The following is a 15,498-nucleotide window of genomic DNA, read 5'->3' as shown; positions in this document are numbered from 1 at the left end:
ATTAGAAAGGATAAGATCATGCAAAATATAGAACAAGAAATATACCTTCGTAATTTTGGAATATTAACTCACGAAGAACAAGCTAAATTAAAAAATGCTAAAGTTACAGTAATAGGTGCTGGAGGAGTTGGCGGTATAACCTTAATCAGTCTTGCTCGCATGGGTATAGGAAATATTAAAGTTGTTGACATGGATGAATTTGACTACAGTAATATAAATCGCCAAATGTTATCAGCTATATCAAGGGTTGGCAAAAGCAAAGCTGAATGTGCAAAAGAAACTATAAATGATATAAACCCAAATATTAAAGTCATTGTAAAAAAAGAAATGCTATCTGAAGAAAATGCCGAAGAAATAATCTCCGATTCTGATATTGTAGTAGATGCCACAGACAACTTAATAGCTCGTGTAATTATTCATCGTACTGCTCAAAAATTAAAAATTCCATCTGTTTGGATAGCAGTCACCCCCCCTTTTAGAGGAGGAGTTATAACTTTTTCTGATAAAACTCCAGCTTATGAGTTAGTTCTGAGACACCCTTCTTATGGGAAAAAACTAACAGATGAAGTAAGAAAAGAAATTACCTCAATTAAAGATGGTAGAGCTAGAGAATCTGTAAAACATGGGGTTTCAAAAGAGTGGGCAGAGTCTTATATTAAGGGTGAAGCACCTTGGACAGTTGTCTGTCCCGTAGCAAATATAGTTGGAATTTTTGCTAGTTTTGAAGTTTTTAAAGTTATTCTAAACAGAGTAAATCTACAACCAACTTACGCACCAAAACTATTAAAAATAGATATGAGTCAAGCAAGCTCTGTTCAAGTATTATCCCCAGAAAATGGAAGTTGGAACAATGAAGAATTATAAATTTCTTATAATACTTTTCATAAGTATTTTTATATCTAGTGTATATGCAAAAGATATAGATTCATCAGATTATTATATTAAATATAATGATCAAAAAATTCATCTAAAAGAAAAAAGAATTTATGAAAAAGATTTGAAAGGCACAATTATGCTTTTAAATCCATTAAGCATCCCTTCTCTTTCAGCTTTTGACATTCCTGGATATTCATTAATGGATAGCTTAGCAGAAAATGGCTATGATGTTTGGGCTATAGATTTTATTGGTGAAGGAACATCTTCCTATCCTGAATCAATGACAAAATTTAATACCCCTATTGGATTTTATCCAACTCAAAAAGGCGTATACCCACTACAAGCTAAAGAAGCTGTTAAAGAATTAAATGTAGCTATTGATTTCATTTTGGAAAAAAATAAACAAAAAAATCTAGATTTACTAGGATGGTCCTGGGGATCAGTTGTTGCAGCAATGTATTCTATTGAATATCCACAAAAGGTAGATCATCTAGTATTATACGGATCAATGTACTCATCTCATCTAAAAAAGTCTCTTGAGCCACTTTTTATTAAACCTTACGCAGGAAAAGATGGCCAGTTTAGTAACAACCTTCCAGCTTATCAAAATGTTCCCTGGAAAATGGTTGAAAACCATTGGAAGATGATGCTTGGTATTCCTTGGAAAAATATTGATCATCATGGAGAAATGATGATTGGTGAAAATGAGGATATTGTCAGTAACAACGTTATAAATAAAGTTGGCAATGTATATATAAAAATAGATCCAAACCCAAATCCTCATGTAAAAAATTCATTACGTAGACCAATGGGGCCTATGAAAGATTTATACTCTATCTGGAATGGAGAACCAATCTATGACATAAGCAAACTAAAAACACCAACTTTAGTTATTTATGGGGATCAAGACTTTTTTGCAGACCAATATTTATATGAAAAGCTGACCAATACAAAATACAAACAACTAAAAGAGATAAAACATGCAACACATTGGCTTATCTATGAAAAAACCCGTCAAGAATTCATTGATGATGTAATTAATTTCTTAAATAGGAAACAATAATGAGTCGAATCCTAATATTAGATAGTACATTAAGAGAAGGCGAACAAACCCATAACATTTGTTTCTCTGTTGAGGAGAAAATAATACTTGCCAACAAACTTCGTGACTTTGGTGTCAACATAATAGAAGTTGGACATCCAGGTATTTCTGAAACTGAAAAAAAAATCTGTACAGAAATAGTTAAACAAGTTAAAAATATTGATATCTTAGTACATTCAAGAGCTACTGCTGAAGATGTATTAGCCGCTAGTGAGACAAAAGCTCCGTGGATAGGCATATGGGCATCATATAATGACATATCTCTCTCTACTAAATATACTAATAAATCTAGAGAATGGATTGAGCAAAAAGTTATTGAATCGATTAAATTAGCTAAAGAGCTTGGTTTTAAAGTTAGATTTAGTATTGAAGATGCTTCAAGAACACCTTTAGATCTTATACATAATTTAGGAACGGTTGCTATAAATGCTGGAGCAGATAGAATAAGTCTTGCAGATACTGTAGGAATTTGGCACCCAAACCAATGCTACGCTATTGTTAAATCTGCTAAAGAAAAGTTTAATTGTGAAATAGAAGTTCATCTACATAATGATCTAGGACTTGCTCAAGCAAATGCTATTTCAGCTATAAATGCTGGAGCTACTATTATAGACACCTCTATACTAGGAATTGGAGAAAGAGCTGGTATCTGTGATTTAATACCTTTGGCTAAAGCATTAGAAATATTCTATAACAGAGATGACTTCAATTTTAAACTTTCTCAAGATTTAGCTTCTGCAATATCAAGAATAGGATGTTTTAATATTGAACCACACCATCCTTTAACTGGCAAAAACGTATTCACTCATGCCTCCAAATATCATATAAAAGCCACAAGAAATAATCCAGAAGCTTACGAAGCAATAGATCCAGCCTCTTTAAATCGTGATCGAGCAATTCTAGTAAATAATTTAGATAGAAAAAATATTCAACGAATTAATTCTAATTTAGAAGTTAAGATACCTTTTGTAAAAGGCGCATCTGAATTATTACATCATCGTGATGGGGTAGGCTCTAGATGGGTTTTTATGGACAGTCGAGTTGATGAAAGAAGTCACATATATGTTATTGAAAGAACTTTCGATATTGATTATTCCGAAACTTATCAGCCTCATGTAGATTCTCATGCTCATAACTGCGACAGTATGTTTGTTTTCATGGGAAATAATAAAGATGGTACAGGACTAAAAGTTAGTGTAACGTTTGGAGAAGGTGACAATCAGGAAACAAAAATAATTGATAGTCCAGCTTCGGTTTATATTCCTGTAAACATTTATCACAGCTATTCTTATATTTCTGGTACTGGTAGATTTCTAAATTTTGTCTTATCTCCAAACTATAATCAAAGTATAGTAAATGTATAAATATACTTATTTCTTAATGGGCAAAACTGCTATGCTCAGCATTAGTATTTCTATTTTCTAGATCATCAATTGCAGTTTTTAAGTCTTTTAACATTAGTTCTGCTAAATCAAAACCAAAGCCATTTCTTACCAACACTCTCATAACCACAAGATCTTCTCTATTAGCTGGCATAGAGTATGCTGCTATTTGCCAACCTCTAGCTCTAATTTTTTCAGATAAATCAAAAAGAGAATATGATTTAGATTGAGCATTTTTCAATGACCAACTAACAGCTGGGATTCCACCATTTCCATCATAAATCATATCAAATATATTAAAGCTTTCTAATTTCCGAGCTATGTATTTTGCAACATCATAACACTTACCATGTATGCTTTTATAACCCTCAAAACCTAATCTGATAAAATTATAATATTGAGCCACTATTTGACCTCCAGGGCGTGAGAAATTAAGTGCAAAAGTTGGCATATCCCCACCAAGATAATTAACATTGAATATCAGATCTTCTGGCAAGTATTTCTTATCTGACCATACTACCCAGCCAACCCCGAGTGGAGAAAGACCAAATTTATGACCAGAGGCATTAATTGATTTAACCCTAGGTAATCTAAAATCCCATTCTAACTCGGGATTTATAAATGGCGCCAAGAAACCACCAGATGCACCGTCAACATGCACAGGTATATCTAATCCTGTCTCTTCTTGAAACTTATCTAGCGCTTCACATACATCTTTCACAGGTTCATACTGCCCCGTAAATGTTATACCTAGCGTTGGAACAACGCCTATTGTATTCTCATCACATCTCTCTAACACAGACTCTGGCGTCATTATAAAACTATCATTCGACATAGGTATCTCTCTAAGTTCAATATCCCAGTATCTAGCAAACTTATGCCAACATACCTGTACAGGACCAGTAACTAAGTTAGGCTTCGAAAAATCTTTACCTTGAGCTTTCCTATGATCTCTCCAACGCCACTTCATCGCCATACCCCCAAGCATAGCAGCTTCCGATGAACCAGTTGTTGAACAGCCTATCACATTCTCTGATGAAGCATTCCATAGATTAGCTAAAATATTCACACACCTTGCCTCAATCTCAGCAGTCTGCGGATATTCATCTTTATCAATCATATTTTTATCTATACAATCATTCATTAACTTATGTATAGAATCATCTACTTGAGTTTGGCAAAAAGTAGCAAGATTTTGTTTAGAATTACCATCTAGCATTAACTCATCTTTTATTGCCTGATAAACAGCTTGCTCATCATTAATTTGCTGAGGAATTTTTGCTTTTGGTAAAGTTGTTTTAAGCAAAGAAAGCTCTTCGTTTGTTTCCTCAAAATCAAAACTCTCATACTTCTTATGATGTAATCCCACTATTTAACCTCTTCTATATTTATTTTTTCAAAACCGAAATTATTATTTATCCTAAAAAATTCCCTAGGTAAATTTTCAACATTTTCACAACAGATTGAACCAATAATATCTTCGTAATTAAAAGTAAAAAAATCTTGCTCAAAATTACAACTAATCCATTTATTATCTATATCTTTTTTAAAAGCAGCCTCATTAAATCCTTTTGCTATTCCTAAACCACTTCTTTTCACTTCTGCTTCTTTCAATGTCCAAAGCATAAAAAAATCTTTTATGAAATTTTCACTTTTCTTTAATTGACTATATTCTTCGTCTCTAAAAAAGCGTTCAGCTATTTTTTCTATATTTTTCCTATCTCTAATGTGTTCTATATCAACCCCAACCTTTCTTTCAGATACAGACATAATTAGGAATTTTGTAGTATGACTAATACTAAAATCTAATTTACTATTTACTAAATTTGGTTTACCACTTTCTAATTGATTAAATTTTATGTTAGAGATTGAAAAAAATCTCTTAAAAACCAAATATCTAATTAACTGAGAAAAAAGTTTTTGCGGATGTGAAATTATGTTTCTGTCTTTATACTTATCAAGCTCTTGCAAATAAATAAAAGATTTTTCTATATCAAAGTCACTAACTTTTAATATAAAAGTATAAATTTTATCCATCCAACTATTCGGCTGCTATTGCAGATATTATATTTTCTTTTCCTAAAGATGTATTTATTTGTTCAACATCTTCATAAGTAAGACTACCTTGCAGTTGTTTTAATTGAGCATAATGCTCAACGTAATTAAATATTGATCCTGCAAAAGCAAGCTGCGCTTCAACTAAAATTGCTTGACGGTTCAACAAATCCACAATAGTTTGCGTTCCAGCCTGATACCCTTCCAAAATAGCTTTTACTGACGCCAAACCAGCATAAACAGATTTTTCATACGCTTGGATTCTTATTGCATCTAACCTAACTGTTTCAAAAGATTCAACAATTCCAGCATAAACCTCCCTTTGAGTTTGCAAAAGAGTATAGTTTGATGCTTGATTATCATAACTAGCTTGTTTCAATTGAGCATAATCAGAGCCACCTCTTAATAAATTCCAATTAACATTTCCTTGAAGATTTGCTATTTGATAGTCTGTTGGAAACTGAACTAACTCTTGAGGAGACCCTGTATAGTCATTAAATGAAGCAGTTAATCCCCCCCCAAAATTAACATTCGGAAAGAAGTTACCCCATTTTATCCCCACACCCTCAGTTGTTGCCTGGAAAGCAAAAGCTTTTTGAGCTATATCAAGATTATACTTTTGTGAGGTTTCTAGCCAATACTCAACATCATTTGGAACTGGAGGGCCAAAATAATCAGTACCTTTTGCAACATATAAAAGTGAATTAATCTTTTTACCAACTAGTTTTGCCAAAGTAGCTTTTGCTTGAATAAGTTGTTTTTGAGCATCTGCTCTACTAGCAATAGCTTTTCTATACTGAGCATCACTTGTTTTTAAATCCGCATATGAAACTATTCCTGCCTGATACTGTTGTTCTTGGTTTATATAAAGCTTTTTATTCCAAGCTTCGTTAGCAAACTGAAACTGCAATACTTGCTGGGCTCTTAAAAGCTCAAAATAAGCTGTAACAGTATTAATAATTAAATCTTGCTCAGCTTTTGCATAAATCATTGCATAAGACTTCTGTAAATACATTGCTTGAGTAAATGTTTTCCATTTTGACCAATCAAAAAGTGTTTGTGTACCATTAATCATAAGGTTATTCGATGTATCTTTAACTATACCGCCAAACTGATTATACCTATCCCTTCTTAAGTTATATCCAAAATCAATTTGTGGTAGTAAATAACCCAAAGCTTTTGGTACTGTTTCCATATTTCCAGCAAAAGTCGAGCGAGCTGATTGATATTCAGCATTATGTTTTGCAGCAAGTTTATAAATCTCTATTAAACTATATTGCTTCTCTTCTTTATCATCTACTACAGCAACATCCTCAACACTTTTTAAATTATAAAAACTATTACCCTCTCTTATTTCATCTGCTTTTGCATATTGTTTTTCAACACTATAAGGATTTTTAGCAACATCTGAGCCTAATGGCTTTTCATATGCTGCAAAAACATTTGAAAACACAAAACTTAAAAATAAGAATGATAAGGTTTTTTTCATATATCTATTTATTGTAAATATCAAAAAGGAACTTTTTATTATATTCATCTTTTGATGTTTTTGTTACTAAAAAAGCTTTATCACAAACAGCAGTTTTAACAATAAAACACATTCTGCCTCCAACTTTTAAAAGCCTCAACAAGGATTCATCTATCTCTTTCTCTCTAACAGTATTTGATATATAAACACAATCATAAGTTCTTTCCTCATCAAGGATGTCTTTTAAATACTCTGTACTGTTAAACTCAACATTATAAAGACCGATAGAAGCAAGTTTTCTTTTAATAAAAGTTAAACTTTCTTCACTATAATCTAATACATCAACAGTTTCGGCTAATTTTGCGATAAGAGCTAAAGTATAGCCACATTCTAATCCCAATTTCAAAACTGAGCTATTTTCTTTAATATTTAAAGAATCTAATATCCTTGCTGTAACCATCGGATTCTTAATTTCCCTTCCACCAATAGTGAAATTTGAATCTGAATAAGCTAAAGTTTCGAACCCTTTTGGCAGAAATTTTTCTCTTGGAATATCTTGAATAGCATCTATTAATCTTCCTAATGGAACACCCTCAGGAAGAATTTGTTGCTTAATCATATTCTCTTTTGCATACTCAAAATCCATTCTAAAAATCCTTTGAAAAATGATTGAAATATTAAAAACAAATTTTATGCCGAGATAATAACATAATAGCTAGCCAAAGAAAACCTTAGTGCACTTTAGCAGTTGGAAAAGCAAGCAAAAATATATAGAATCCATCTGTATAAAATATTAGTGCTAAATTAGTTATAACTATAATAAATTATCTCAGACAGAATGAGGAAACGTATGAAAAGACCTGAACTTCTCTCTCCTGCAGGAACATTAAAAGCCATGAGGTATGCTTTTGCTTATGGTGCTGATGCTGTATATGTAGGACAACCTAGATACAGCTTACGAGCTAGAAATAATGAGTTTTCTAAACTAGAGGTGCTGGAAACAGCTATAACTGAAGCTCATGCAATGGGCAAAAAAATTATGCTAGCAAATAATATTGCTCCACATAATGCAAAAATTAAAACATACATAAAAGATATAGCTCCTGTAATTGCTTTAAAGCCTGATGCTATGATAATGTCTGATCCTGGTATGATAATGCTAGTAAGAGAACATTTCCCTGATCAAGAAATACATCTTTCTGTACAGTCAAATGCTGTAAATTATCAAACTGTAAAATTCTGGCACAAAATGGGCATCAAGCGAGTCGTATTATCTAGAGAATTGAGCCTAGAAGAAATCGCTGAAATTAAAGAGCATTGCCCAGAAATAGAAATTGAAACATTTGTGCATGGCTCTTTATGTATGGCATATTCTGGTAGATGTTTGTTATCTGGCTATTATAGTCACAGAGATCCTAATCAAGGAGTTTGCAATAATGCTTGTAGAAACAATTACAAAATAGCTGAAGCAAAACAAAATGACTGGGGTGATTATGAACCTGTACAGCCTACTCTTGGTATTGGCACGCCTTTAGATAAAGTTCTGTTAATAGAAAATGATAAAGAGCCTGGTCAATATAATCCCATGTTTGAAGATGAGCATGGAACATATATCATGAACTCAAAAGATCTAAGAGCTATTCAACATGTTGAGTATCTAACAAAAATGGGGATTGATTGTTTTAAAATAGAAGGTAGAACAAAATCTTTCTTTTATGCTGCAAGAACTGCTCAACTTTATGACCAAGCTATTAAAGATGCTATTGCTGGAAAACCATTTGATATGACTTTAATGGATAAGCTTGAAGGACTTGCACACCGTGGATATACAGAAGGTTTTTACCGTCGTCATGTACATGATGAATATCAAAAATATGACAATTCAGATTCTAGAAGTATCACTCAACAATTTGTTGGGGAAGTTACCAATTTTGACGAACATACAGGTTATGCATCTATCAATATTAGAAACAAACTATTAATAGGCGATAGTATAGAGCTTATGCTTCCTTCTGGTAGTCGAGAAATTATTCTTGATAATATGACTGATAAAGATGGAAATCATATGGAAGAAGCAAAAGGAAGCGGATATGAAGCAAAAATTAGGTTTGACGATGTAAGTCCTGAAGATATGAAATTTGCTTTATTAATTAGAAATCTTCCTCAAGAATAATAAGAGCTTAATCCGCAAAAAACATTTGATAAATAATAATTAAAACTAGAATAAATATTCCAAAGTATCTCATTCCAACTGTTTTTTGCCAGCCTTCCTTATACCATTCCCAAAACGATCTAAACATACTATTCTCTCAACTATTTAGTTAATACTCTACTTTCTTCACTCCTACCTAATATTAGTAACAATATAAAAGTCAGACTAGACATTACTAACATTGATATAGCTATAGGCAAATTTGTTGTTGCAGGAAATAGCATAGCAACACTTCCCACTAGACCACTTATAGAAAACTCTAATGTGCCAAACATAGCCGAAGCCACTCCAGCTATTTCAAAAAAAGGCTCCATACTTCCGCTAGCGCCTGTACCAGATGTTAAAGCACAGCCAAATGTTGCAAAAAAACATGGTGCAAAAAAACCCCACAAACTAAGTCCAGAAACGAAATATACAAAAGATGATAATATTCCAGCAAAGAAAATACATCCAACACCTAAAAGAGCTGTTCGACGGACACCAAGTATATTTACTATAAATCCAGAGAATATAGAACCCACTAAGTAAGCCACTCCAGCCAAACCAAACATTATATATATCTTCGAAATAGGGTATCCAAGATAATTAATGATATAAGGTGTCATCGAAAACAATATAAAGAAAGAAGACATACCCGAGACTGCAGTCAAAGAATAAGCCCAAAACTGTAATGATTTCGTAACAGTTAGGTATCTTGAAAAGATTGTCATTGATACTTTTTTCCTTCTCTCAGCAGGCAAGCTTTCTTTAACGAAGAAAACCGTCATCAAGACTGAAAAAAGTGCCAAAATAGACAAAAACACAAATGCTGACTGCCAACTAAAATATGTGGTCAAGATGACTCCTATTAATGGGCCTAGAATAGGAGAAATAGAAATTATTGCGTTTATAAAGCTATAGATCATTGAGCTTTTTTTACCAGAATACGCATCTCTAACCACTGCGAAAGCAACTACTGACATTCCGCAACAGCCAAATGCTTGAATCACTCTTGATACAATTAGAGATTCTATATTTGGTGAAAGAGCACAAAGCAATGAACCTAGTAAAAACAATAATGTAGATAAAAGCATTATTTTAAATCTACCAAACTGATCAGACAAAGGTCCTAAAAACAACTGTCCAACGCCGGTAACTATTAAAAATAATGATAGCGTTACTTGAACCATAGACTGAGTCGTATTTAAACTCTCTTTCATATCCGGTAAAACTGGCATATAAACATCCATTGCTAAAGCAAAAGCAAAGACCATTGGCCCCAGAATTAGAACTGTCTTAAGAGGCGAATATTTCCACATAAAACCTCCTTAAAAATATTATTATTATTTTAAATTTGAAAATATTGGGCTGTAATTGTACCAAAATAGTAAATATTTAACATCACAAATAATTAGAATCTAATATCTTAATGTTATAATTGTTTCCAAATAAATATTTTTATATAAATAATGTCTAGAAAAATACTGTTTTTATTAATCTCGTTTCTACTTCCTATATTCTCTTTCGCTGGAGAGTCTAGTACTAATACTATGAATGCAACTACTCATACTTTAGCAATAATAGCGGTATTAGTTTTCATAATAGCTTATCTTCTAGTAATGACAGAGGATGTAACTCATTTAAACAAATCAAAACCAGTAATTATAGGAGCTGGAATAATCTGGATCTTAGTTGCTTTAGTTGGCAAAGAATCAGGTGCAAGCAATATTGTTAATGAAAACTTCAATCACATCATGGTTGAGTATGGAGAGCTATTATTATTTTTAGTAGTTGCTATGGCATACATAAACCTTCTTGAAGATAGAAATGTATTTGATAAATTAAAAAGCATTCTATTACGGTCTGGTTGTGGTTACCTCACTATCTTTTGGCTAACAGGTATAATCTCATTTTTTCTATCGGCAGTTGCTGATAACTTAACTACAGCTCTAGTAATGAGTACAGTAGTTCTTGCTATAGGTAAAAATAATACGAAATTTATAACCATGGCTTGCGTAAACGTTGTTGTAGCATCTAATGCAGGTGGTGCCTTCTCTCCTTTTGGAGATATAACAACACTAATGGTATGGCAAGCCGGTGCAGTTAAGTTCACAGAGTTTTTTGCAATCTTTATTCCGTCACTTGTAAATTTCTTAGTGCCCGCAATTATAATGAGCATATTTTTACCAAAAATGCAGGCTCAAACCATTATCGAAGAAAAGGTTGAGTTTAAAAGAGGCGCTATAGTTATAATAATTCTATTTATCCTAACCATTGCAACAGCTGTAGCATTTGAACATTTATTACACTTACCTCCTGCTTTAGGAATGATGACTGGCCTTGGATATGTAATGATATTTGACTACTTATATGGTAGAAAACTAATAAGAGAAAACAAAGATATACCTCATGCACATAAAATGCATCCTCATGCCTTTGATATTTTTCAAAATATAAAAAATGCTGAATGGGATACTTTATTGTTTTTCTATGGAATTCTAGTTGCTGTACAAGGTTTAGCAACTCTAGGTTATCTAGGAATTGCTTCTCAATATATTTATACTGATATGCAATCAATAGCTCCAAATTTATTTTCAGCACACACTCAAGCAAACACAATAATTGGAATACTATCAGCTGTAGTTGATAATATCCCTGTAATGTTTGCTGTATTGAGTATGCACCCTATTATGGAGCATTCTCAATGGCTATTAGTAACCCTAACTGCTGGCGTTGGTGGAAGCTTATTATCCATAGGTTCGGCTGCTGGTGTTGCTGTTATGGGTAAATCTAAAGGCAAATATACATTCATGGGACATTTAAAATGGACTTGGGTAATAGCTATCGGATATTTTGCAAGTATCATAGTTCACTTACTTATTAATTAAACTGCTGTAACTCTAATATCTTAGAATGGAATTTTCTTGCTCTTTCATTATGACTAACTGTAATAAATGCCATATGCTTTTCTTTCATTAATTGATATATTTTTTCTTCTGATTTTGCATCAACATTTGAAGTAGCCTCATCTAATAAAACTAAATCATATTTCTTAATAAATATTTTACAAAAGCGTAATTTCTGTTGTTCACCAGTCGATAAAATATTTCTCCAATCATATTTCGTACCTATAAATTTTTTCAAACAGCTTAACTCTAAAGTATCTAAAATCTCTTTAAATTCTTCATCTGATGGAATATTTGTAAAAAATGGATAAAAAATAGCTCTTTTAAAATCATCCTCTGGGAAATAAGGCTTTTGTGCTAAAAATAAAATTTTGGGAAATTTATTAAAGATAATCTCTCCATGAAAAAAGTCACTATGTCCATTTATAACCCTTAATAAACTAGTTTTACCCAATCCATTTCTTCCATGTATAAATAAAGTATCTGCTTCAAATAAAGAAAAGCTTAATCCTTCCAGCAAAGTATCTACTTGTCTTATTATTGAAACATCATCCAGTTTTAATAATTCTTTTTGTTCAGGATTAATTATCCTTAATCGCTCTTCTTTAGCATCTTCATCCATAGATCTTTTAAGCTCAGAAAGTCTGGTAATATTAGCTCTTAATTCAGCTAAATTATCATAAGAATATACAAAGAATAGCATTGGAAATATTGCTTGCATAAAAGCCGAATTCACTTGCATCATCTGCCCCAAACTAAGCTCTTTAGCAAAATATCTTGGAAGAGCTAATATACTACCTAAAATAGCATATATCTGAGTAAAGAAAGTTGACACAATGTCTATTTTAGCTTGTCTAAATGTTACACTGTAAAAGTTTCTTACGATAGAACTAAAGTTTCTTCTAGAAGTTAAATACTCCCTTTTTTCAGATTGATTATCATAAATAGAAGCCTTATTGTTTCTAACTACAGATAATTTATATCTAAAATCTGCTTCATATTTTTGTTGGTTATATAAAAGCTGTTTTAAAGGACTACCAACCTTAAAAACTAACCACATATTTGTAAAACCGAGGGTAATCGCTATCCAAAATAAATAACCATGAATTTTAAATTCAGTACCATGTAAAGAAAAAGATAAAATTCCCGATAAACCCCATAATACTATTGAAAATGAAATAAATGATGAGATACTACGAATTGTTCCTAGAAAAAAGTATTTTGATAAAGTTATAAACTGTTGAATATCATAACTAATCCTCTCCTCTGGATTATCATATGATTTTGAGTCCTTTAAATAACTTTTTGTACCTAGCCAATTCTTAACATAGTATTCAGTCAAAGGCTTTCTCATAAATATTGTAAAATACTGACCAATAAAATATGCTAAAAAACCATTAAGAAGCATAAAGAAAATTATTACTACAAAAATAATCAACTGGTGAATCAAAAGTTCTTTGTCATACTCTTGAATAGCATTATAAAAATCAACGTTCCAGCTGTTTAAATAAACACTTAAACCAACGCTAGAAAATTCAAAAACAGTACAAATCATCAATAAGATAATAGCTATAAAGCCACTTTTAGTTTTCCAAAAAGGCGATGAGATAAGCCAATAATTTTTGAAAAAATCTTTCATTAATCAGCCTTATAAGGTACAGATATTACGACTCTTGTTGCCGATTTCTTATCCTTCCTATCCATTGCTGCGATTGCCATTTTTAACATCCTAGAGTTCTGATTATGTAATAAAAAGTGCCACCACTTTGTATTAACAACTTCAGGAATAATAACTACAGAATAACCCCTTTCAGCCTCTCTCAAGTCATTTTTACGTAATGTCTGTAATACTGGTGCTATAAATGAATTGTAAACGGGTCTTAAAACTAAAAGCTTTTCATCAAAACCTAAGTTCTTCCATTGATATTTAATTTGACTAATTTTCTCTTCATCAGAAGATACATAAACTGGTGTAATATCATTAGATAAGTTTCTAGCAAGTTGAAGCGCCTCTATTGTTCCTCTATGTATTCTAGATACTAATAAAACTATTTTAGGCTTAACTAAACCTTTTACTGAAGCTCCAACCACAGCCTCATCTATACTTAAGGCTAAATTAGCTTCTCTTATATCATAGTGTTTCTTTGTTCTATAAAGCACAAACATAATCATTGGAGTTACTGCAATAACTATCCAAATACCCTCAAAGAATTTACTCTCTACAATAGTTATAACAACTGCGAATGTTGCTATACACCCGACAGTATTTAGAAATGCTCTTAATCCCCAACTTTTATAATATCTCTTATTGTTGTACCAAAACTTTATAAGGCCTGCCTGACAAAGAGTAAAAGCAACAAACACACCAAAAGCATATAATGGTATAAGATCTGTAACATTCGCATTAAAAACAATTATTAATATACCTGATAAGATAGTTAATAAAATAATTCCATTTTTAAATGCTAATCTATCACCCAATTTTTGTAACTGCTCAGGCAAATAACCATCCTTACTTATAATAGCTGCAAGCCTAGGAAATCCAGTAAAACAAGTGTTTGCTGCCATAAGCAATATTAAACAAGTCGAAGCTTGTAAAAAATAATATGCTACTCCATCCCCAAAGATCATATGCCCAACTTGAGATAAAGCACTTTCCGCCTGCTGAGGTAATATCTGCATCTTTGCTGCTAAGAATGTAACTCCTGAAAACATTACCACAGATAAAACAATCATAAGAGTTAAACCTAAAATTGCTTTTTTCATTATAGGAAACTGATAAGTTGCTATCCCATTGGCATAAGATTCAATACCTGTTAAAGCAGAACTACCTGATGAAAAAGCCCTAAGTATCAATGTAATTGTTAAAACTGTAGAAGTATTTTGAATATGTTCTATATATGCCTCTGAATAACTAAAAAACTCCAGCGTCCCTGTATAGTACTTATACATCCCTATCAAAATCATAACTAATATAGCTATAACAAACATATAGGTTGGCCATACAAAAGCTTTAGCTGTTGATCTAACTCCTCTAAGGTTTATTATCATAATGATTACTAATAAAATTAGAGAAATCTCAACCGTGTATTTAAGAAATATAGGAAAGGCCGAGCTTATTGCAAATGTAGCTGTCGATACAGATACAGCTACTGTTAATATATAGTCAATAATTAGAGATGCCGCTGTTAATAATAAGGTTCTTTCACCAAAATTAGTTTTGACAACAGAATAAGATCCCCCACCCTCTGGATGAGTTCTTATTACTTGAGCATAAGAAAATCCCATAAGTAGTATCAACAATACCACCATTAAACCAACTTCTAACGAATACTGGGCTATAGCTGTAGCACCTGCTGCTGCAAGTACTATAAAAATTTCTGCTGTTGCATATGCAATAGATGATAATGCATTAGACGAAAGTATTGCAAAACCAGAAAATAAACCTAATTTTTGTTCTTGCTGGTCTGCACTAGGAATTGGCGAACCAAATAAAAGATTTCTTATTTTCATAGGAA

12 protein-coding genes are annotated in these 15,498 nt (G+C 32.1%); 5 read left to right on the top strand and 7 right to left on the bottom strand.

The features are described 5' to 3' along the window. Positions 1–18 precede the first annotated feature (18 nt). From DNK87_RS04740 to DNK87_RS04730, 3 genes are read left to right on the top strand one after another with little or no spacing between them, the layout of a single operon-like run. Positions 19–864: a HesA/MoeB/ThiF family protein gene (locus DNK87_RS04740; RefSeq protein ID WP_119329758.1), complete on the top strand. Its 846-nt coding sequence runs from the start codon at positions 19–21 to the stop codon at positions 862–864. Then, a complete protein-coding gene (locus DNK87_RS04735; RefSeq protein WP_159240222.1) occupies positions 851–1,939 on the top strand; it encodes an alpha/beta fold hydrolase in 1,089 nt (362 codons plus the stop codon). Before DNK87_RS04740 ends, DNK87_RS04735 begins: the two co-directional genes overlap by 14 nt. Beyond that, positions 1,939–3,342 (top strand): LeuA family protein, encoded by a 1,404-nt coding sequence (locus DNK87_RS04730; protein WP_211360949.1) that lies wholly within the window; start codon positions 1,939–1,941, stop codon positions 3,340–3,342. The genes DNK87_RS04735 and DNK87_RS04730 overlap by 1 nt, the downstream gene beginning before the upstream one ends. Positions 3,343–3,355: 13 nt before the next feature. Here DNK87_RS04730 and gad read toward each other — a convergent pair whose 3' ends face one another. From gad to DNK87_RS04710, 4 genes are read right to left on the bottom strand one after another with little or no spacing between them, the layout of a single operon-like run. Beyond that, positions 3,356–4,729: a glutamate decarboxylase gene (gene gad, locus DNK87_RS04725; RefSeq protein ID WP_159240220.1), complete on the bottom strand. Its 1,374-nt coding sequence runs from the start codon at positions 4,727–4,729 to the stop codon at positions 3,356–3,358. Further along, positions 4,729–5,397 (bottom strand): 4'-phosphopantetheinyl transferase family protein, encoded by a 669-nt coding sequence (locus tag DNK87_RS04720; protein ID WP_119329755.1) that lies wholly within the window; start codon positions 5,395–5,397, stop codon positions 4,729–4,731. Before DNK87_RS04720 ends, gad begins: the two co-directional genes overlap by 1 nt. 4 nt (positions 5,398–5,401) lie before the next feature. Beyond that, on the bottom strand, positions 5,402–6,904 hold the full coding sequence (locus DNK87_RS04715; RefSeq protein WP_119330135.1) for a TolC family protein: 1,503 nt from the start codon (positions 6,902–6,904) through the stop codon (positions 5,402–5,404). Between the two features lie 4 nt (positions 6,905–6,908). Continuing rightward, positions 6,909–7,529, bottom strand: coding sequence for a protein-L-isoaspartate O-methyltransferase family protein (locus DNK87_RS04710; RefSeq protein ID WP_119329754.1), 621 nt, complete (start codon positions 7,527–7,529; stop codon positions 6,909–6,911). A gap of 204 nt (positions 7,530–7,733) precedes the next feature. On the opposite strand from DNK87_RS04710, the gene trhP reads away from it, so the two are divergent. Further along, positions 7,734–9,056 carry a prephenate-dependent tRNA uridine(34) hydroxylase TrhP gene (gene trhP, locus DNK87_RS04705; RefSeq protein WP_119329753.1) on the top strand — a complete coding sequence of 441 codons (1,323 nt, stop codon included), beginning with the start codon at positions 7,734–7,736 and terminating at the stop codon, positions 9,054–9,056. Positions 9,057–9,196: 140 nt separating this feature from the next. On the opposite strand, the gene DNK87_RS04700 is transcribed toward trhP, so the two are convergent. Continuing rightward, positions 9,197–10,393, bottom strand: coding sequence for a multidrug effflux MFS transporter (locus DNK87_RS04700; RefSeq protein ID WP_119329752.1), 1,197 nt, complete (start codon positions 10,391–10,393; stop codon positions 9,197–9,199). Positions 10,394–10,543: 150 nt separating this feature from the next. Between DNK87_RS04700 and nhaD the strand changes: the two genes are divergently transcribed. Beyond that, positions 10,544–11,962 carry a sodium:proton antiporter NhaD gene (nhaD, locus tag DNK87_RS04695; protein WP_119329751.1) on the top strand — a complete coding sequence of 473 codons (1,419 nt, stop codon included), beginning with the start codon at positions 10,544–10,546 and terminating at the stop codon, positions 11,960–11,962. On the opposite strand, the gene DNK87_RS04690 is transcribed toward nhaD, so the two are convergent. Both DNK87_RS04690 and DNK87_RS04685 read right to left on the bottom strand, forming a co-directional pair. Further along, complete coding sequence (locus tag DNK87_RS04690) at positions 11,955–13,619, bottom strand: ABC transporter ATP-binding protein/permease (protein ID WP_119329750.1); 1,665 nt, start codon at positions 13,617–13,619, stop codon at positions 11,955–11,957. The genes nhaD and DNK87_RS04690 overlap by 8 nt on opposite strands. Then, positions 13,619–15,493 carry an APC family permease gene (locus tag DNK87_RS04685; RefSeq protein ID WP_119329749.1) on the bottom strand — a complete coding sequence of 625 codons (1,875 nt, stop codon included), beginning with the start codon at positions 15,491–15,493 and terminating at the stop codon, positions 13,619–13,621. The genes DNK87_RS04690 and DNK87_RS04685 overlap by 1 nt, the downstream gene beginning before the upstream one ends. Positions 15,494–15,498 lie beyond the last annotated feature (5 nt).

This window comes from Pseudofrancisella aestuarii, from assembly GCF_003574475.2.
GTDB classification, from domain to species: domain Bacteria; phylum Pseudomonadota; class Gammaproteobacteria; order Francisellales; family Francisellaceae; genus Francisella; species Francisella aestuarii.
Note: the sequence above shows the minus strand (reverse complement) of the source record. Positions and strands in the feature narration are given on the sequence as shown.

Excerpts from the sequence above, each read along its gene's own strand:
- DNK87_RS04690 (WP_119329750.1), bottom strand. The coding sequence starts at position 13,619 with ATGAAAGATTTTTTCAAAAATTATTGGCTTATCTCATCGCCTTTTTGG.
- DNK87_RS04740 (WP_119329758.1), top strand. The coding sequence starts at position 19 with ATGCAAAATATAGAACAAGAAATATACCTTCGTAATTTTGGAATATTA.
- trhP (WP_119329753.1), top strand. The coding sequence starts at position 7,734 with ATGAAAAGACCTGAACTTCTCTCTCCTGCAGGAACATTAAAAGCCATG.
- nhaD (WP_119329751.1), top strand. The coding sequence starts at position 10,544 with ATGTCTAGAAAAATACTGTTTTTATTAATCTCGTTTCTACTTCCTATA.
- DNK87_RS04700 (WP_119329752.1), bottom strand. The coding sequence starts at position 10,393 with ATGTGGAAATATTCGCCTCTTAAGACAGTTCTAATTCTGGGGCCAATG.
- DNK87_RS04710 (WP_119329754.1), bottom strand. The coding sequence starts at position 7,529 with ATGGATTTTGAGTATGCAAAAGAGAATATGATTAAGCAACAAATTCTT.
- DNK87_RS04720 (WP_119329755.1), bottom strand. The coding sequence starts at position 5,397 with ATGGATAAAATTTATACTTTTATATTAAAAGTTAGTGACTTTGATATA.
- DNK87_RS04715 (WP_119330135.1), bottom strand. The coding sequence starts at position 6,904 with ATGAAAAAAACCTTATCATTCTTATTTTTAAGTTTTGTGTTTTCAAAT.
- DNK87_RS04735 (WP_159240222.1), top strand. The coding sequence starts at position 851 with ATGAAGAATTATAAATTTCTTATAATACTTTTCATAAGTATTTTTATA.
- DNK87_RS04685 (WP_119329749.1), bottom strand. The coding sequence starts at position 15,493 with ATGAAAATAAGAAATCTTTTATTTGGTTCGCCAATTCCTAGTGCAGAC.
- DNK87_RS04730 (WP_211360949.1), top strand. The coding sequence starts at position 1,939 with ATGAGTCGAATCCTAATATTAGATAGTACATTAAGAGAAGGCGAACAA.